Source organism: Amycolatopsis sp. NPDC003676 (assembly GCF_053587275.1).
In genome coordinates this window covers 24,225-42,125 of sequence record NZ_JBSFNS010000074.1, presented here as the reverse complement: position 1 = coordinate 42,125, position 17,901 = coordinate 24,225, and the positions used below count along the sequence as shown (strand labels likewise).

The following is a 17,901-nucleotide window of genomic DNA, read 5'->3' as shown; positions in this document are numbered from 1 at the left end:
ACGCCAGTGGCATGGCTGGTTGGCTATGTTCGGAAGGGATAACCGCTGAAGGCATCTAAGCGGGAAGCCTGTTCCAAGATGAGGTATCCCACCCCATGTGGGTTAAGGCCCCCAAGAGACGATTGGGTTGATAGGCCAGAAATGGAAGCACAGTAATGTGTTGTCGAGTTGACTGGTACTAATAGGCCGAGGACTTGCCCACAAAGATGTTACGCATCCACTCTACGGTTCTGAAACACCACACCGGCTGTCACGACTGTGACAGGGTGTGTGTTGTTTCGGAGTGTTTCGGTGGTTTTAGCGTCAGGGAAACGCCCGGTCCCATTCCGAACCCGGAAGCTAAGCCTGACTGCGCCGATGGTACTGCAACCGAAGGGTTGTGGGAGAGTAGGACACCGCCGAACTTAACCAAACAGTCTGGGCCCCGGTCGAGAACCTGAGAAGGTTTTCCCGGGGCCCAGACTCGTTTCCGACCCAAGCGACAAGGCCCGGACCTCAGGCGAGGTCCGGGCCTTCGTCATATCCAGGTCACAGCGGCAGCCCGCGGCTCCGAACGGGAGAAGAGAACACCAGCGAGGTCGTCGTCTCGCCGTAGCGCTGGGCTCGCTCCACGAACTGCTCCAGCTCCGCCGTCGTGCGGCAGTGCACCCGGAGCAGCCAGCACTCGTCTCCGGTGACGTGGTCGGCGTCGGTGATTTCCGGCAGCGGGAGGATCGTCTCGCGGAACCGCGGGCCGTCCAGGCTGCGGACTCGGACCCGGACCATCGCCTGGATCGGACGGCCCAGCTTCTCTGGATCGACCCGCGCGCCGTAGCCGGTGATCACCCCGCGCTGTTCCAGCCGGCGCACCCGTTCCGTCACGGTCGGCGCGGACAGCGACACCCGGCGGCCGAGTTCTGAGAACGTCAGGCGGCCGTCGGACTGGAGCAGCTCCAGCAGGCGCCGGTCGACGTCGTCCAGTTCCACTCGCAGCACCCCTTTCCCAGACTCCAGGCTAACTGCCGTCCAGACCCGGAAAACCCTGGTGAAGACGGCCGAACACCTGGATCTTCCTCTGTCTCCCACCAGGCCCGGAACGGGAGGATCAACAGCGTGAAACCTCGCATCCTCAGCCTGCCCATCGAAGCTCCTGCCAACGCCGTCGAGTACTTCGGGCGCGAACTCGCCTTCGAGGTCGACCCGGTCGATCTCGCCCTGGACCTCGCGGACGGACGCACCGACGGCTACGTCCTCGTCGAGACCCGCAGCCCCGGCGCGTATGCCGAAGCGCACCTGCCGGGCGCGATTTGCTTGCCGTACCGGGAAATGACCGAGGAAAGCACCCGCGACCTCGACCGGAGCCTCGTCTACGTCTGCTATTGCGAAAGCATCTACTGCAACGCCGCTACCCAGGGCGCGTACCGGCTCGCGCAGCTCGGCTTCACGGTGAAACGGCTCTCCGGCGGAATTACGACCTGGCTCGCCCACGGCTATCCGACCGAGGCTGGCATGGCCGTACCCTGGACGGCGTGACTCGTCTGCTCATCATCCAGCCCGATGCCACTGACCCGCTCGGCCCGCTCGGGGAGTGGCTCACCGAGGCGGGCGCTGAGCTCGACGTGCGGCTGCCGCCGGAGCAGGACCTGCCCGCGAGTCTCGACGGCTACGCCGGGCTGATCTGCCTCGGCGGCGGCATGGGCGCGCTCGACGACACCAAGCACTCCTGGCTTATCGAGGTCCGGAAGCTGCTCGCCGCCGCAGCGGGGAAGGCCGTGCCGACGCTCGCGATCTGTCTCGGCGCGCAGCTGCTCGCCGTCGCGACCGGTGGGCAGGTCGCGAAGGGCGAGGCCGGTCCCGAGGTCGGACCGGGGCTGGTGTCCAAGAAGGACGCCGCGTGGATCGATCCGTTGTTCGCGGACATGCCGTTCCTCCCGGATGTCCTGCAGTTCCACCGCGACGTCATCACGGTTCTGCCGCCGAGTGCCGAGCTGCTTGCGTCCACGCCGAAGTACGCGAACCAGGCCTACCGGATGAACCGTTGTGTCTACGGTGTCCAGTTCCACATCGAGACCACGCCGGACGTCGTCCTCGCCTGGGCCGAGGCGGAGCCGGAAATGGCGGAACTCACCCGTCCGGGCGCGCTCGAGCGCGAGAGCCTGATCTCTGCGCACGCGGAAATCGCCGAGACGTGGCGTCCGTTCGCGCGCCGGTTCGTCCAGTTGGCCGCCGGTCAGCTCCAGGCGGCTCCGGAAAGTCAACGCCAGTTGCCGTTGGCTTAACGGATGACGTCGGGATCACTTACGGCGAGTTAACGGTTCACCCAAACGGTCAGGTACCTTGCGAGAGGTATTTCCGTAGGGTTCGGAGGTCGGGGTGGACCCCTCGCTGCTCGTCGTCGTCGTGATCTGCACGGCGCTGGTTTTCGATTTCACCAACGGCTTCCACGACACGGCGAACGCGATGGCGACCTCGATCGCCACCGGAGCACTCCGGCCCCGCGTCGCCGTCGCGATCTCCGCGGTCTTGAACCTGGCAGGCGCGTTCCTGTCGGTCGAGGTCGCGAAAACGATTTCCAGCGGTCTGGTCGACGAGACGAGGATCGGGCCCGCCATCGTGTTCGGCGGGCTCATCGGGGCGATCGTCTGGAACCTCTTCACCTGGTACGTCGGCCTGCCGTCGAGTTCGTCGCACGCCCTGTTCGGCGGCCTGATCGGCGCGACCTGGGTGTCCGCGGGCGCGGATTCCGTGCACTTCGCCAAGATCGTCGACAAGGTGCTCGTTCCGGCCGCCGCGTCGCCGATCATCGCGGGAGTGGCGGCGGCCGCAGTCACCTTCCTTGTCTACCGGTTCCTGGTCCGCAAGCGCGGCGGGCGCGGATTCCGAGTTGGGCAGATCATCTCCGCGTCTCTCGTCTCGCTCGCGCACGGCACCAACGACGCGCAGAAGACGATGGGCGTCATCACCCTGACGCTCGTGGCGGCCGGCAGTCTCCCTGCCGGGTCCGCTCCGCCCGTCTGGGTGATCATCAGCGCCGCGTCCGCGCTCGCGCTGGGCACGTACCTCGGCGGCTGGCGGATCACCCACACGCTCGGCAAGGGCCTCACTGACATCGAAGGTCCGCAGGGTTTTTCCGCGCAGACCAGCAGTGCGGTCGTGATCCTGCTGTCCTCGCACCTCGGTTTCCCGCTGTCGACCACGCACGTGTGCTCGGGCGGCATCGTCGGCTCCGGCGTCGGCCGTCGCGAGGCTCCGGTGCGCTGGCGGATGGCGGGCCGGATGGTCGTCGCTTGGCTGTTCACGCTGCCTGCCGCGGCTATCGTGGGTGCGGCGGCGGGCAAGATCGCGTCGCTGGGCGAGGCCGGGACCATCGCGGTCGGCGTCGCCGGGATTCTCTTCGCAGCCGGGATTTACCTCCTGTCGCGGCGCAAACCCGTCACCGCGCACAGCTTCCAGGTCCCCGAACCGTCCGCCGCCGATACCGAACCGGACCGCCTGGCTGCCTGAACCACCCCGTGTCCGGCTACGGTGTGAGCGATGGCAGAGCGCGCGCGGACCACAGCTTCGGCGGCCAGGTACGGCTTCACTGACACCCGGGCCGACGGTCAGCTGCGCGCAGCGGGCTGGTGGACCGAAGGCGGACCCGCCGACGGTGCCACGGACGTCCTCCTCGCCCTGTCTCGCGCCGCAGATCCCGACCTCGCGCTGGCCGGTCTCGACCGCATCCGCGAGGCCGACGAACCTGGCTGGCCTGAGCTGGACAGCACGCTCCGAGAGAACCGCACGTTCCGCGGACGGCTCCTGGGCGTGCTCGGCACCTCCACCGCGTTGGCGGACTTCCTGGTCGCCAATCCCGGTGAGTGGCGTTGCCTCGCGGACAACCGCTGCACCGATCCGGCGAAGTTCGCGGAACGCCTGCTTGAGCGAGTGCGGCAGGACGACGGAACGTACGTCACCGGAACCGCTGCCGAACACGAGCTGCGAGCCGGATACCGCGGGCTGCTGCTCGGCATCGCCGCCGCTGACCTCGGCCACCTCGTGGAGCCGGGGCTGGAACATCCGCAGTTCCGCGACATCGCCAGCGAGCTGACCACTCTTGCCGAAGCGTCGTTGCAGGCCGGGCTCGTGGTGGCCGAGCAGGAGGTCGGGGCGTCCGCCGAAGGCACGCTCGCGGTGATCGCGATGGGCAAGACCGGCGGTCGCGAGCTGAACTACGTGAGCGACGTCGACGTCATCTTCGTCGGGGCCGCTGACCTCGGCGTCGCGACCCGGCTGGCCAGCACGATGATGCGGCTGGTCGGCAACGCGTGCTTCGAGGTCGACGCGGCGTTGCGGCCGGAAGGCAAGAGCGGCGCGCTGGTGCGGACGCTCGAAGGGCACACGGCGTACTACCAGAAATGGGCGAAGACCTGGGAGTTCCAGGCTTTGCTGAAGGCGCGTCCGGTGGCGGGGGACGCCGAGCTGGGCCGGCAGTACGCGGAGATGGTCGCGCCGATGGTGTGGTCGGCCGCGGACCGGGACAACTTCGTCACCGAGGTCCAGCAGATGCGCCGGCGGGTGGAGGACCACGTCGCGTCGGAGCATCTCGAACGCGAGCTGAAGCTGGGCCGCGGCGGGCTGCGGGATGTCGAGTTCGCGGTGCAGCTGCTGCAACTCGTGCACGGCCGGGTGGATCCCGCGCTGCGCTCGCCGTCCACTTTGGAGGCCTTGGCCGCGCTTGGCGACGGCGGGTACGTCGGCCGTGCGGACGCGGCGGAGATGAGTTCGTCGTACGAGTTCCTGCGCACCGTCGAGCACCGGCTGCAGTTGCGCCGATTGCGGCGGACGCACCTGTTCCCCGCCGCGTCGGACACCGATGAGCTGCGGATTCTCGCGCGTGCCTGTGGGATCCGGCCGGTTCGCGGACGCAGTCAAGGCGAGGCTCTGCTGGCCGAGTTCCGTCGCCACGCGCAGGGGATTCGGCGGCTGCACGAGAAGGTCTTCTACCGTCCGTTGCTGCAGTCGGTCGCGAATGTGCCGACGGAAGCGTTGCGGCTCACCACGAAACAGGCCGCCAGCAGGCTCGCCGCGCTCGGGTACGCCGCGCCGGAGGGCGCGCTGCAGCACATCAAGGCACTGACCTCGGGGGTGTCGCGGCGCGCGGCGATTCAGCAGGCGCTGCTTCCGGTGTTGCTCGACTGCCTGGCCGATACGCCGGATCCGGACGGCGGTCTGCTGTCGTATCGCAAGGTGTCCGAGGCGTTGCAGGACACGCCTTGGTACCTGCGGGTGCTGCGGGACGAGGGCACTGTCGTCGAGCGGCTGGCCTTCCTGCTCGGCACGTCGAACTTGGTGCCGGACCTCCTCGTCCGCGCGCCGGAAGTGCTTCAGCTGCTGGGAGATCCGGCTCGGCTGACCGGCCGCACTCCGGCTGAGGTGGCGACTTCCCTGCGGGCTGCCGTGCGTCGTCAGCCCGGGTTGAGCGCAGCCGTCACTGCTGCCCGGTCCCTGCGGCGGCATGAGCTGCTGCGTGTCGCGTGCGCGGATTTGTTGGGACTGCTGGATGTTCCGTCGGTCTGCGAGGCGCTGTCGAGCGTGTGGGTGGCGGTGCTGCAGGGCGCGTTGTCGGCGGCTTACCGGCAACGGCAGGCCGAGCTGGGACGTACTCCGGCGACGATCGCGGTCATCGGCATGGGGCGGCTCGGCGGCGCGGAACTGGGCTACGGCTCGGACGCCGACGTTCTCTTCGTCTGCGAGCCTGCCGAGGGCGTGACGGACGCCGAAGCGGTGCGGTTCGCGTCGTCGGTCGCGGAGACGGTGCGGAAGATCCTCGGCGCGCCGAGTGCGGACCCGGCGCTGATCGTCGACGCCGATCTCCGTCCTGAAGGACGCAGCGGGCCGCTGGTGCGGACGCTGGAGTCGTACCGGGCGTACTACCAGCGCTGGGGCGAGGTGTGGGAGTCGCAGGCGTTGCTGCGGGCCCGGTTCGTCGCCGGTGACGACGAGCTCGGCCAGCGGTTCATCGAGATGATCGACCCGTTGCGCTATCCGGAAGGCGGGCTCGACCCGACGGACGCGCGCGAGATCCGGCGGATCAAGGCCCGGGTGGAGACCGAACGTCTCCCGCGCGGCGCCGACCCGACGCGGCACACGAAACTCGGCCGCGGCGGTCTCGCCGACGTCGAGTGGACCGTCCAGCTTCTGCAGTTGCAGCACGCGCACGAGGTGCCCGGCCTGCGGACGACGTCGACCCTCGACGCGCTGACCGCCCTGGCCGAAGCGGGCCTCGCTCCTGCGGAGTCGGTGGAGTCGTTGCGCGAGGCCTGGCTGCTGGCCACGCGCGTGCGCAACGCGACGATGCTGGTCCGCGGCAAAGCGGCGGACGAGGTGCCTGGAACCGGCCGCGACCTCGCCGCGGTGGCTCGCGTGTTCGGCTACTCGGTGGACGACGACCCCGGCGAGTTCCTCGACGCCTACCGCCGTGTGACGAGGCACGCGCACGCGGTGGTCGAGGAACTTTTCTACGACAACTAACGTGGGCCGCGTGACTGACCGCGAACCGTTCCGCACCCGGATCAAGGTGCGCCACTACGAACTCGACACGCTGGGCCACCTGAACCACGCCGTGTACCACTCGTACGGCGAGGTTTCCCGGCTGGAAGTCTTCGAGGCGGCCGGCGACGCGAATTTGCGCGAATCGCACCTCGCGCCGGTGCTGCTCGAATCGAACATCGTCTACCGGCGAGAGCTGCGCGCTGGGGACGTGGTGGACGTGACCTGCGACGCGTCGTTCGGCGACGGCAAGGTGTTCTGGATGACCTCGCGGATCATCAAGCTGGACGGGACGCTGTCGGCGGAGATCAAGTGCACGCTGGGGCTGATGGATCTGGAGAAACGCAAGCTGGTGCCGGATCCGCGGGGACATTTCGAGCGGGCCGGGGTTGATTTGAAGGTGTTGTCCACTTCGGAGTGAAGCTGCGGCGGGTGCGAGTTTGCGGGTACGTGAGGGGAACCCTGAGGGAATCAGATTCCCTCAGGGTTCCCCTCACGTACTTGAAGTTGCGGCTTGCGGTCAGTCCAGCCGCATTCCGTGCCACACCAGGTCGACCACTCCTTCGGTCTCGGCTTTCCAATCTCCTTCCGGAGTAAGGAAAAACAGCCCGCCAAGGCCGCGCATCAGGGTTTCCGTCTTCAGGTCCGGCCGGATCGTGCCCGCTTCCGCGTTCGCCTTCCGCAGGGTGTCCAGCGCGGCGAGCATCCGCACGTACGCCTGCGTCGGCAGTTCGCTTTGCGACGCGCGCAACGCGTTGGCCAGCCCGCGTTTCGTCATCATGTAGTGCGCCAGGTGGTCCACGATCCAGACGCGCAGCGCCTGATCGGGGGAATGTTTGGCGAGTAATTCGGGCACGATCTCGACGAGCTGGTTCACCTCGCGCTCGTAGACGGCCAGCACCAGCGACTCCGGCGTGGGGAAGTGCCGGTACACCGTGCCGACGCCGACGCCCGCTTCCTTGGCGACCGCGTTGAACGACACGTCTCCTGCCCGGCTCACGGTTTCCGCCGCCACCGCGAGGATCCGTTCGTGGTTGCGCCGGGTGTCCGCCCGCCGCGGGCTCACCGGCATCGCGCCTCCCGCGTTGTTTCGCTTGTCTGACCTGGAGCTGCTCCAGCCGCACCTGGAGTAGCTCCACTTCGTTGCGTACCGGATTCTAATCCGCTAGCCTCGTTCAAAGCGAGCCAAGCGGATGAATATCCGGTTTACCCCGGCGGCTCGTGTTCCCGAAGGGCCGTCACCACCACCATCACGCCGCAGACGTCCGCCGCGGACGGGCTGCGGGAAAGCGAACCCTACTGTGGACATTTCCCTTGAAGTCAATGGAAGAACCGAGGAGCTCGGCGTCGAGCCGGGAGTGACCCTCCTGGACGCGCTGCGCGAGCGGCTCGGCGTCACCGGCCCGAAGAAGGGCTGCGACCGCGGTCAGTGCGGCGCGTGCACCGTGCACGTCGACGGCAAGCCGGTGCTGTCCTGCCTCACCCTGGCGGCCACCGTGCGCGGTCCCGTCACCACCGTCGAAGGACTGTCCACTGAGGACGAACTGCATCCGGTGCAGCAGGCGTTCGTGGACCAGGACGCGCTGCAGTGCGGGTTCTGCACGCCCGGCCAGGTGATGTCCGCGGTCGCCGCGGTGCGCGACGACGTGTCCGACGTCCGCGAGTTCATGTCCGGAAATCTGTGCCGCTGTTCGGCTTATCCGAACATCGTGCGCGCCGTGGAGCAGGCGAGGCAGGCCGATGCGACCGTTTGAGCTCACCGCACCCGCCACGGTCGAGGACGCGCTGGGCAGCGCGGGCACCTACCTGGCCGGCGGCACCACTTTGGTCGACCTCATGAAGCTCGACGTCCTCACCCCGCAGCAGGTGCTGGACATCAACGACCTGCCGCTGCGGGGCATCGACACCGCCGACGGCCTGCGGTTCGGCGCGCTGGAGCGGATGGGCGACATCGCCGCGCATCCCGGCGTGTACCCGGCGATCTCGCGCGCGCTGCTGCTCAGCGCGTCGCAGCAGCTGCGGAACATGGCCAGCATCGGCGGAAACCTGATGCAGCGCACGCGGTGCTCGTACTTCCGTGACGTCGCGATGCCGTGCAACCGGCGTTCGCCAGGCAGCGGCTGTTCGGCGATTTCCGGCGTCAACCGGATGCACGCGATCCTCGGCACCAGCGACTCCTGCGTGGCCACCCACGCCAGCGACGTCGCGGTCGCATTGGTCGCGCTCGACGCGGAGGTCGTGCTGGCCAGCGCCGAGGGCACCCGCACGGTCGCGCTCACCGAGTTCTACCGCGAACCGGGCGACACCCCGGAAATCGAGCACGACCTGCGTCCCGGCGAGCTGATCACCGAGGTGCGCGTGCCGCGGCTCGACTGGGCGGAGAACTCCACGTACGTCAAGATCCGCGACCGGCAGTCGTACGAGTTCGCGCTGTGCTCGGCGGCGGTCGCGCTCGACGTGCGCGACGGGAAGATCGCCGACGCCCGCGTGGCGGCGGGCGGGGTCGGGACGGTGCCGTGGCGGCTGCCCGCCGTGGAAGAGGCGCTGCGCGGCGCGGAGCTCACCGAAGAAGCCTTCGCCGCGGCCGCCGTGGTGGCTGTCGAGGGGGCAAAGCCGTTGTCCGGCAACGTGTTCAAACCTTCGCTGCTGAAGCGGACGATCGTCCGCGCGCTGCTCGAACTGACCGAAGGGAGCCGGGCATGACTGCGCGGCTGGACGGTCCGCGGAAAGTCACCGGCCAGGCCGATTACGCGCTGGACCGCACTTTCCCGGGCATGCTGTACGGCTACATCGTGCTCAGCACGATCGCGCACGGCGAGATCACCGCGATGGACGTGACCGCGGCGAAAGGCGCGCCCGGGGTCGTCAGCGTCTACAGCCCGTTCGACCCGCTCGAGCTGCATCCGTTCAAGTCGCAGCTGATGGGCGACGTGTGGCTGCCGCTGCACGACCGGGACGTCGTGTTCTACGGACAGCCGATCGGGCTGGTCGTCGCGGAGACGTTCGAGCAGGCGCGGGACGCGGCGGGGCTGATCGAGGTCTCGTATCAGGAGAAGCCCGCGCAGACGTCGATGGAAGACGGGCTCGCGACCGCGGAGGACGCGCCGGAGAGCCGGGGTGCCGCGCCGTCGATCGAGGTGCTCGCCGACGGTGTCGAGTCCATTGTGGACGCGCTGGCGCAGAGCCCGGTCGTCGTGTCGCAGACGTACCGCACCGCGACGCAGAACCACGCGGCGATGGAACCGCATTCGGCGGTCGCGAAGTGGGACGGCGGCGAACTCGCCCTCTACAGCGGAAACCAGGCCAGTCACCTGCAGGCCATGGAAATGGCCGGGGTGCTGGGCATCGAGCCGTCGGCCATCCACGCGGTGAACCCGTATGTGGGCGGGGCGTTCGGCGGCAAGGCGGGCACCTCGGCTCCGGCGATGCTGGCCGCGGCGGCCGCCAAGGTGCTGGACCGTCCGGTCAAGTGCGCGCTCACCCGCGAGCAGGTGTTCACGGCGACCGCGAACCGGCCGGCCACGGTGCAGAAGGTCGCACTGGGCGCGGACCGCGACGGCACGTTGATCGCGGTGCAGCACGATTCCTGGTCGGCCACGTCGATGAGCCGGTCCTTTGTGGAGCCGACGTCGCACGGCACCTCGCGCGAGTGGTACGCGACGCAGAACCTGTCGATCAGCCAGAAGATGGTTCCGCTGCACATCCCGCCGGGCACGTTCATGCGTGCGCCGGGAGAGGCGTCGGGGTCGTTCGCGCTGGAAAGCGCTGTTGACGAACTGGCGATCGCGCTCGAGATGGATCCGATCGAACTGCGCAGGCGCAACAGTTCGCTCGCTCCTCCCGGGGTCGATTTGCAGTGGTCGAGCAAGCACCTCGACGAGTGCTACGAGATCGGGGCGCAGCGGTTCGGCTGGGCGAACCGATCGCCGCGCGGGCACGTCGACGGGGACTGGCTCGTCGGCATGGGCACGGCGACCGCGATGTTCCCGGGCCTGCGGTTCCCGGCGACGGTCGAGATCACGCTCAACGCGGACGAGACCGCGGACGTGTCCACGAGCGGCGCGGACCCGGGCACCGGGCTGCTCACCGTGCTGGCCACGATCGGGGCCGAATCCCTCGACATCGACCCGGAACGCGTCACCCCGCACCTGGGCGACTCGCGGTACGCGCCGGGCGGCATGTCCGGCGGCTCGACCGCCACGGCGAGCACCGGCACCGCGATCATGCTCGCGGCCACCGAGTTGCTCGACGAACTGGTGGCGCTCGCCGCCGAACCGGGCGCGCCGTTCGAGGGCGAGGTGGTCACGTACGCCGAGGGCCTGCTGCACGGCAACCGCGGCACCATGCCGTTCGGTGAACTGCTGCGCGCGATCGGCCGGGAATCCTTGTCCGCCAAGGGTTCCTCCGCGCCGGGCGAGGAGATGACGAAGCATTCGTTCAGCTCCTTCGGCGCGCAGTTCTGCGAGGTCCGGGTGCACCGGCTGACCCGGGAAGTCCGGGTGTCGAGGATGCTGGGCGTCTTCGACGGCGGCCGGATCATCAACCCGACGCAGGCGAGGAGCCAGCTGTCCGGCGGCATGATCTGGGGCGTGTCCGCGGCTCTGCACGAGGGGCTGGAAGTGGAGCCGAGCGGACGTTTCGCGAACGCTGACTTCGCGAGCTACCTGCTGCCGGTCAACGCCGACATCCCGGAGATCGACGTGCAGTTCGTCGAATACCCGGACACGCTGCACAACGCCGTCGGAGCCCGCGGAGTAGGCGAAATCGGCGCGGTGGGCATGGCGGCCGCGGTGGCGAACGCGGTGTGCAACGCGACCGGCATCCGGGTGCGGAGCATTCCGATCATGATTGAGGATCTGCTGGTGGAGTGACCCCGGGTGGGGGCGTCCGGGTTCGGGCGCCCCCTTATCCGGGTTGGTCTGGGGGAGTGCTGCGGGTTGCACGCTGGAATGTCGGACGGCGGGCAGCCAGCGAGTCGAGCTGGGTGTGATGCGCCGGAGTGCCGCGCGGCGGGGCTCGGAGTGGCGGGCCGGTAGTGCGCTGGAGCCTCGTGCACCGGCGAACTCCCGAGCGCGGCGGCGGGAGAGCGGGCGAACCCGGAGCGCGGCGGCGCTGCGCCGGAGGGCGGCGTGCTGGGGAACTTCGACGGCGAGGCCGGGTCACGCGCGGAAGCGTTGCGTGGGGGCCCGGGGCTGTGGCCGGGGAGTGTTGGCGGGCGCGCTGAAACCTGAGCTGTGAGCGGGCAGCGCGCCGAAGTCAGACCCAGAGCGGCGGCAAGTAGCTCGCGCGGGCGTGCCCGGAACGTCGGGCAGCGCATTCCGGAGCGCGTGCGAGGTCGGTCGTAGAGCAGCACTGAAGGCACGGCACCGGGCCACGAAGTCGATGAAGCCGCGATTCTCCTGGCGCAGCGGAACCCGGCCAAAGCGACGCGCCTCCCGTTTCAGCACGACGCCACGAACCACCACCGGAACTGCTCCTCGGCCCCATTCACCCCATTGCCCACATCCGGAAAATTGTCCTCAGCTGTGCCCCGCCGGTCTGACCCGAGCGGTCTTGATGCGTCCTCCGCAGGTCAGCGGCCAGATTCTGCTCGCCATTTTCCCCTCGCGAGAAATTCGCTCGTGCTTCCGCTCCCGGGCGGTATGGTTTCGTGGGCACTTGTTCGGGGAGGCTGGCGAATGGACGCAGCACCGGCCGGGAGTGCGGACCTGCCGCGAAGAGGCGGGGTCGGCTCGTATCGCGGATCCGAACCGGGCGTTCCGCTGATCGGCCGGGACGCCGAATTCGCTGTGCTGGCAGGGGCGATCGCCGCCGCGGGCCGGGGAAAAGGAGGCGCTGCTCTCGTCTGCGGGCAGCCTGGGATCGGCAAGTCCCGGCTGGCCGCGGAGGCGATCGGGGCGGCTCGCGGCAAGGGATTCGCGATTGTCGAGGGACGCGCGGACCCGTTGTTGTCGGGCCTTTCGTACGCGCCGATCGTCCAGGCTTTCCGCGGCCATCTGAGTGAATCCGCCGGTTTTTCTCCGGAGCCCGGTAATCTCGGCGCATTGTTCCCCGATCTGCGTCCGGTTTCGCCCGAATCCGGGGATCCGGGACTGCAGCGCACCCGGATGTGCGAGGCGGTGCTCGCGGCGACCCGGCAGCTCACCGTCGGCAGCCCGGTGCTGCTCGTCGTCGACGATCTGCATTGCGCTGATCGGGGGACCATCGAACTGCTGCACTATCTCGGGCGCAACGCGGAGGAACTGCCGCTGCTCGTGATCGGGTGTTTCCGCTCGGGCGTCGACAACGAGGCGCTCGACGCGATGGCCGAGGCGACCCGGCGGCATCAGGCGGGAAGGCTGCTCGAACTCGCGCCGCTCACCGACCAGGCGGTGCGCGATCTGGTGCAGCACGTCCTCGGCACTCCGCCGCCGCTGGCGTTGCTGCGTGCGGTCACGGCGCGGGCGTCCGGGTTCCCGTTGTTCGTTGTCGCGCTGACCCGGCATCTCGTCGCCAGCCGGATGTGCGGGCCGCTGCCCGAGGTGATCCGGGACATCGTGCGGGAGCAGATCAGCCGGCTCGGCGAGGCGGACCGGCGGCTGCTGGAGGTGGTCGCGGTCGCCGGGACGCACGGGCGGCCGGAGGTGCTGGCCGATGTCTCCGGGATGAGTGTGTCCGCGCTGCACGCGGCGTTGCGGCGGTTGGTCGGGCGTCGGCTGGTCACCGAACACCAGTCGGAGGTCGAGCCGCATTATCAAGTGGCGCATCCTCTTTACGCAGAGGCGGTTTATCACGAACTTCTGCTGGGGGAGCGGAGGGCGCTGCACGCGGCGATCGGGGCGGCGCTGCATCGCGCGGACCGGACCGTCGCGGCGGCGCCGCACTACGCGGCCGGCGGGAACAGCGTTCCGGTGGACCGGGCGATCGAGGCGTTCAGCGCGGCGGGCACTCGGGCGTTGACCGTCGGGGACTTGGACGAAGCTGCCGAGTACCTCGCGGCCGCGTTGCGACGCGCGCGGGACGCGCGGCCGGACGCGGTGCCCGCGTTGCTTGTCGACTTAGCGAGATTGCAGCAGGGGCGTGGCCGGTTGGACGAGGCCGCCGAGCTGTTGCAGGACGCGGTCGCGCTCAGCGAGCGGCGGGGCCAGGACACCGAGCGCCGACGGGCGTGGCGGCATCTGCAGGCGCTGCTCGAAGTCGAGCGCGGGAACCTTCCGGCGGCGGTCGGGCTGGCCAGGGCGAGCGGCCGGCGTCCGGACACGGATCCGCCGACGCGGTTGCTGGTCCATTGGATCATCGCGCTGCGGCACGGCGATTTCCCGGAACTGGCGGTGATTTCGCGGGAACTCGTCGCGCTTCCGTCCACAAGCGACACTCCGGGGGCGCATTCGGTCGCGCATCTCGGAGCCGGGGCGCTGGCGGCGTTGGCGGGTGATGTCGAGGCAGCGGTCGTCGAGTTGCGCAGTGCGCTGGAGCTTGCGCTTCGCTGCGGCGACGAAGGTCCGCGGCTCGCGTTCGCTCCGCGGATGATGCTCAACGGCTTGTCGACGCTGCGCGGTGACCTCGTCACGGCGATCCGGGTCGCGGACGTCAGCAGTACTCCAGCGGTCCGGCAATGGCTGCCGTCCGCCACGTGTTACCTGCAGACGATGCTCGCCACTACGCGGTACTTCTCCGGCGATCTCCGTACGGCACTGTCTGAAATGGACAGCGCGGTGGCCGAGGCGCGCCGAGTCGGGCAGGATCGGTTGGTGGGGCGAACCCTTGCGGGACGGGCGTTTGTCCGTGCTGAACGTGGTCACCTTGATGAGGCGGCGGCGGACCTGGCGGATGCGCGCAGGCATTACGACCCTTCGCAGATCGATCTACTGGACGCGTTCGACCTGGCGGCGACGGCGTTGGCGGTGCGGCGCGGGGTGGCGGCACAAGCCCCGGCGTTGACCGACACGCTGCCGTTCGGCGACACGCAGCTCAACTGTCTCCGGGTGTCCTTCGCTGGATACGCCGCGGTGCAGCGGGGAGATCTGGCGGAGGCGGACCGCGTGGTCGGTCTGCTTCGCGGGGCGGGCAGCAATGCTCCGGTCCTGCACGCGCTGGCCGACCGCCAGCAGGGATTCGCAGAGGCGGCCCGGGGGAATGCGACCGAGGCAGTCGACCGGCTGCGTGGTTCGGCGTCCGTGCTTCGCGGATTCGGGATGGATCTGCTTGCCGCGCAAGCGGAATTGGAGCTGGCGGAACTGCTGGAACCGTCGGAAGCGGAGGTGGTGGCGTCTTCGGCGACGGCGGCGTTCACCGCGGCGGGCAGTGCGCCCTGGCCGGAGCGGATCGTGAAGCAGGGGCATTCGGTTCCGGCGCAGCGGTCCGGGCCGCTCACCCGGCGGGAGTCGGAGATCACCGTGCTCGTCGGGAAGGGGCTGTCGAACGCGGACATCGCCTCCGCGCTGTTTCTCAGCGAGCGGACGGTGGAGACGCATCTGCGCAACGTCTACCGCAAGCTCGGGCTCAAATCCCGGGTGCGGCTCGCGCAGTGGGTTCGCGACCGGCGCGCTCGCTGACCGAGGGCAGGGCCCCGGAAAAGGAATATGCCGAATTGACCGGCCGGCACTGGGAAGAACGGTGACGTCGCGGTGACGGGTCTCGATCACACTGCCCGGGTGGTCCAGTGATCGGGAGGGTCCTCGATGGAGCAACGCGTCCGGGTGCCCGCGCCAGCTGAACCCGAGCCGGAACCCGGGCGCGGAGGGAATCCTCTCGAACCGGACATCCGGCATTTCATGGAGCAGCGCTTCGGCCAGGACTTCAGCCAGGTGCGCGTGTACTCGGACGCCGATTCGGCGGCCTGGCTGGGCGCGAAGGCGTACACGGTGGGCGAGCGGATCGTGTTCGGTACTGGGGAATACCGGCCGGAGACGACGTCCGGCAAGCGATCCCTCGCGCATGAACTGGCGCACGTCGTCCAGCAGCGCCGTGGTGGTGGACCGGCAGCGGGACATCAGCTCGAACGGTCGGCGGACGTGGCGGCGGACGCAGTAGTCGGCGGCGGGCCGGTGAGCGTGTCCGGGGCCAGCGCGCCTGGTGTCGCCCGGCAGGCCGAGCCGGACACCCGGGTGGTGGTCACGAATCTTCGCGGCAACCGGATCTTCGGGGCGGCGCGGGTGGCGGCTGCGGTGTTGTCCACGCCGTTGCGGCTGCTGGGGTGGGCGATCACCGGTGCCGCGATCGGGATGCGTGCTTCCGGGAACGCCGGTGCCGGAGTCGGAGCGGGCGCGGGACAGGACACGATGGTCTTCGTCAACATCGAGTCCGGCGAGGTGACCACCGACGTCATCGGTTACGGCGAACTCGGGGTCGGCGTCACCGCGGGTGGCAGCGAAGCGATCGTCGTGGCGTTCCGGCTCGGTCCGGCTGGCCGGGCGGGCAATGTGTCCGGGGCATATGCGGGCGGGAGCGTCAACGTCGCGGCGAAACTGCTCGCTGGGGTGGGATTCTCGGTCAGTACTGGGCTTTTCTCGGGGGAGGAAGGCTGGGTGGCGGCCGCGTTCAGTCTCGGTGCCGAAGCTGGCGCGCGAGCGTCGGGCAGTTACGGCGTGAGCGTGTCGGACACAGTCGCGCCCGCGGTCGCCGCGTGGACTCAGCGAGTCGCGACGGGACTGGCGTCGGGGGTGCAGACGGCGGGCGCGGTCGCGCAGGGCGTCAGCAGTGTGGTGGCGCAGATGTTCGGCAGCGTGATCGGCATATTCGACTCGGCCAATTGGGATCTCACCGGGTATACGCCGGCGGAACAGCAGGCGTGGCGCGAGTTCGGCGGATACCTCGCGCGGGTGATCACCAGCACCACCCTCGACCGGTTTCTCGCCGGGGAAGCTCAGGGCGTGCCGGTGTCGCAGCGGATCGCGTCGATCGGGGATGTGGGGGTGTTCATCCGGGTGTCCGAGGCGATCAACGCGCGGTACCGCCGAATGGCTGGCGGCGCGCTGCGGGCGGGTGACGAGATCTGGCCCGCCAACGCGTTCAACCGGCGCACGTATCTTCAGTTCCTTTCTTTCCTGCGGGACCAGCGGCTGCTGGCCGGGGCCGGTCCGGGAGGGTCGTTCGCGCCGGTGCGGGAACGACCGTGAACGAAGTTACGTGGTAGCACGGATGGCGCGGCGGCGGGCCGGTCACGATCATCGGAGTTCGACCGGCAGTGCTCCCGGGGGACGTTGCCGAGGATCGAGGGGGTGTCGGTTCGGATGGTCGGTTCGCGGACAGAAACGGTGGACTACGAATCGGGAGAGGGAACTGGAACGGCGTCGGTGCTTGTCGTGCAGACGTTGCCGGCCTTCGCGGTGGACGGCGCGGCTGATGCGCGACCGCTTTCCCGTGCGGCTCAACGGTTAGTGACTTACCTGGCGCTTCGAGACCGGCCCGTGCGGCGGGCCGAAGTGGCGCACGTGTTGTGGGCGGACTCGTCGGAGGAACACGGTGCGGCGAGCCTTCGCACCACGTTGTGGCGGATTGGCCGGGTGCATCGGGATTTGGTGCAGGCGACGGCTGAGCGGCTGTCGCTCTCGGACACTGCGGCTGTTGACGTGCAAGCCGCGTCGAGCCTGGCGCGTTCGCTCGCGTCCGCCGGCGCGGAGCTGCCCGACGACAGCGAGCCAGTGATCGGCTTGCTGTCGACCGATCTGCTGCCGGATTGGTACGACGACTGGTTGTTCGTCTTTCGTGAGCGGTGGCGGCAGCTTCGCTTGCACGCGCTGGAATGCCTGGCGGGGCGGCTCGGCGAAGCGGGCCGGTTTTCCGAGGCGATCGACGCCGCGCTGACGGCGGTCGATGCTGAACCGCTGCGGGAAAGCGCACATCGCTGTTTGATCCGCGTCCACCTTCTTGAGGGGAATCGCGGCGAGGCGGTGCGGGCTTATCGCGCGTTGGCGGAACTGCTGCACACCGAGCTCGGTGTGCAGCCCAGCCCTGGCGTGCGGGCTCTGCTCGCTTGATCCGGGTGCCAGGGACCTGAGGCGGTGTTGTGGCTCTGCCGTACATGAGGGGAACCCTGAGGGAATCAGATTCCCTCAGGGCGGCCCTCACGGACTCGCGGAAGCGGTCACGCGAGCCTCAGCCGGTGGCATCGGGTGACGGTGCGGTGACGGGGAACCGTTGTACTGCACCGTATGGCAGGTGCGGACCCGGAGCGAATCGCGCTGCACGTCCTTCGGGCGTGGTGCACTTCCGAAGGACAGCTGCGGGTCCGCATCACGACCACCGCGGACGTGCGCACCGACGCGACGACGTCGGAGGTTCTCACGACCCGCGAACAAGTTCTCGCGTCGGTGGACCGCTGGCTGAGCCGGATCGGCGCGCAGGACGGCGACGTGACGCCGCGGTGACGGAACCAGTGCACGCTCACGACCACGGCCGAGAAAGCCGCGGAGG

The 17,901-nt window shown here is 69.1% G+C and carries 14 protein-coding genes and 2 rRNA genes; 14 read left to right on the top strand and 2 right to left on the bottom strand.

Annotated features, from left to right (window positions below; translation table 11 throughout):
• Both ACWDNU_RS31730 and rrf read left to right on the top strand, forming a co-directional pair.
• Positions 1 to 202, top strand: a 23S ribosomal RNA gene (locus tag ACWDNU_RS31730); the annotation flags it as partial.
• Positions 203 to 287: 85 nt separating this feature from the next.
• Positions 288 to 404 (top strand): 5S ribosomal RNA (gene rrf / locus ACWDNU_RS31725).
• 124 nt (positions 405 to 528) lie between these two features.
• On the opposite strand, the gene ACWDNU_RS31720 is transcribed toward rrf, so the two are convergent.
• Positions 529 to 966 (bottom strand): Lrp/AsnC family transcriptional regulator, encoded by a 438-nt coding sequence (locus ACWDNU_RS31720; protein ID WP_449671584.1) that lies wholly within the window; start codon positions 964 to 966, stop codon positions 529 to 531.
• 126 nt (positions 967 to 1,092) lie between these two features.
• Here ACWDNU_RS31720 and ACWDNU_RS31715 point away from each other — a divergent pair, with 126 nt between their 5' ends.
• The 5 genes from ACWDNU_RS31715 to ACWDNU_RS31695 all read left to right on the top strand — a co-directional run bounded on the left by ACWDNU_RS31715 (position 1,093) and on the right by ACWDNU_RS31695 (position 6,928).
• Positions 1,093 to 1,512 carry a rhodanese-like domain-containing protein gene (locus tag ACWDNU_RS31715; RefSeq protein WP_370940154.1) on the top strand — a complete coding sequence of 140 codons (420 nt, stop codon included), beginning with the start codon at positions 1,093 to 1,095 and terminating at the stop codon, positions 1,510 to 1,512.
• Positions 1,509 to 2,258 (top strand): type 1 glutamine amidotransferase, encoded by a 750-nt coding sequence (locus tag ACWDNU_RS31710; protein WP_449671583.1) that lies wholly within the window; start codon positions 1,509 to 1,511, stop codon positions 2,256 to 2,258. Before ACWDNU_RS31715 ends, ACWDNU_RS31710 begins: the two co-directional genes overlap by 4 nt.
• Before the next feature lie 94 nt (positions 2,259 to 2,352).
• The gene (locus ACWDNU_RS31705; protein ID WP_449671582.1) at positions 2,353 to 3,483 is read left to right on the top strand and encodes an anion permease; all 1,131 of its coding nucleotides are present in this window, start codon (positions 2,353 to 2,355) and stop codon (positions 3,481 to 3,483) included.
• A 30-nt stretch (positions 3,484 to 3,513) separates the two neighbouring features.
• Positions 3,514 to 6,489 (top strand): bifunctional [glutamine synthetase] adenylyltransferase/[glutamine synthetase]-adenylyl-L-tyrosine phosphorylase, encoded by a 2,976-nt coding sequence (locus ACWDNU_RS31700; RefSeq protein ID WP_449671581.1) that lies wholly within the window; start codon positions 3,514 to 3,516, stop codon positions 6,487 to 6,489.
• A 10-nt stretch (positions 6,490 to 6,499) separates the two neighbouring features.
• Positions 6,500 to 6,928: an acyl-CoA thioesterase gene (locus ACWDNU_RS31695; protein WP_449671580.1), complete on the top strand. Its 429-nt coding sequence runs from the start codon at positions 6,500 to 6,502 to the stop codon at positions 6,926 to 6,928.
• A gap of 99 nt (positions 6,929 to 7,027) precedes the next feature.
• On the opposite strand, the gene ACWDNU_RS31690 is transcribed toward ACWDNU_RS31695, so the two are convergent.
• The gene (locus ACWDNU_RS31690) at positions 7,028 to 7,579 is read right to left on the bottom strand and encodes a TetR/AcrR family transcriptional regulator (protein WP_370940149.1); all 552 of its coding nucleotides are present in this window, start codon (positions 7,577 to 7,579) and stop codon (positions 7,028 to 7,030) included.
• A gap of 229 nt (positions 7,580 to 7,808) precedes the next feature.
• Here ACWDNU_RS31690 and ACWDNU_RS31685 point away from each other — a divergent pair, with 229 nt between their 5' ends.
• The 7 genes from ACWDNU_RS31685 (at position 7,809) to ACWDNU_RS31655 (ending at position 17,855) form a co-directional block, all read left to right on the top strand.
• Positions 7,809 to 8,261, top strand: a complete 453-nt coding sequence (locus ACWDNU_RS31685; protein ID WP_449671579.1) for a (2Fe-2S)-binding protein — start codon at positions 7,809 to 7,811, stop codon at positions 8,259 to 8,261.
• On the top strand, positions 8,248 to 9,210 hold the full coding sequence (locus ACWDNU_RS31680) for an FAD binding domain-containing protein (protein WP_449671578.1): 963 nt from the start codon (positions 8,248 to 8,250) through the stop codon (positions 9,208 to 9,210). The genes ACWDNU_RS31685 and ACWDNU_RS31680 overlap by 14 nt, the downstream gene beginning before the upstream one ends.
• A complete protein-coding gene (locus tag ACWDNU_RS31675) occupies positions 9,207 to 11,378 on the top strand; it encodes a xanthine dehydrogenase family protein molybdopterin-binding subunit (RefSeq protein WP_449671577.1) in 2,172 nt (723 codons plus the stop codon). The genes ACWDNU_RS31680 and ACWDNU_RS31675 overlap by 4 nt, the downstream gene beginning before the upstream one ends.
• A gap of 807 nt (positions 11,379 to 12,185) precedes the next feature.
• Complete coding sequence (locus ACWDNU_RS31670; RefSeq protein WP_449671576.1) at positions 12,186 to 15,041, top strand: helix-turn-helix transcriptional regulator; 2,856 nt, start codon at positions 12,186 to 12,188, stop codon at positions 15,039 to 15,041.
• 126 nt (positions 15,042 to 15,167) lie between these two features.
• Positions 15,168 to 16,604 (top strand): eCIS core domain-containing protein, encoded by a 1,437-nt coding sequence (locus ACWDNU_RS31665; RefSeq protein ID WP_449671575.1) that lies wholly within the window; start codon positions 15,168 to 15,170, stop codon positions 16,602 to 16,604.
• Positions 16,605 to 16,706: 102 nt separating this feature from the next.
• Positions 16,707 to 17,465, top strand: coding sequence for an AfsR/SARP family transcriptional regulator (locus ACWDNU_RS31660; protein ID WP_449671574.1), 759 nt, complete (start codon positions 16,707 to 16,709; stop codon positions 17,463 to 17,465).
• Between the two features lie 174 nt (positions 17,466 to 17,639).
• Positions 17,640 to 17,855, top strand: coding sequence for a hypothetical protein (locus ACWDNU_RS31655; RefSeq protein ID WP_370940142.1), 216 nt, complete (start codon positions 17,640 to 17,642; stop codon positions 17,853 to 17,855).
• The last annotated feature ends 46 nt before the right edge of the window (positions 17,856 to 17,901 follow it).

Coding starts and splice junctions, on each gene's coding strand:
- ACWDNU_RS31655 (WP_370940142.1), top strand. CDS start 17,640: ATGGCAGGTGCGGACCCGGAGCGAATCGCGCTGCACGTCCTTCGGGCG.
- ACWDNU_RS31665 (WP_449671575.1), top strand. CDS start 15,168: ATGGAGCAACGCGTCCGGGTGCCCGCGCCAGCTGAACCCGAGCCGGAA.
- ACWDNU_RS31670 (WP_449671576.1), top strand. CDS start 12,186: ATGGACGCAGCACCGGCCGGGAGTGCGGACCTGCCGCGAAGAGGCGGG.
- ACWDNU_RS31675 (WP_449671577.1), top strand. CDS start 9,207: ATGACTGCGCGGCTGGACGGTCCGCGGAAAGTCACCGGCCAGGCCGAT.
- ACWDNU_RS31700 (WP_449671581.1), top strand. CDS start 3,514: ATGGCAGAGCGCGCGCGGACCACAGCTTCGGCGGCCAGGTACGGCTTC.
- ACWDNU_RS31690 (WP_370940149.1), bottom strand. CDS start 7,579: ATGCCGGTGAGCCCGCGGCGGGCGGACACCCGGCGCAACCACGAACGG.
- ACWDNU_RS31680 (WP_449671578.1), top strand. CDS start 8,248: ATGCGACCGTTTGAGCTCACCGCACCCGCCACGGTCGAGGACGCGCTG.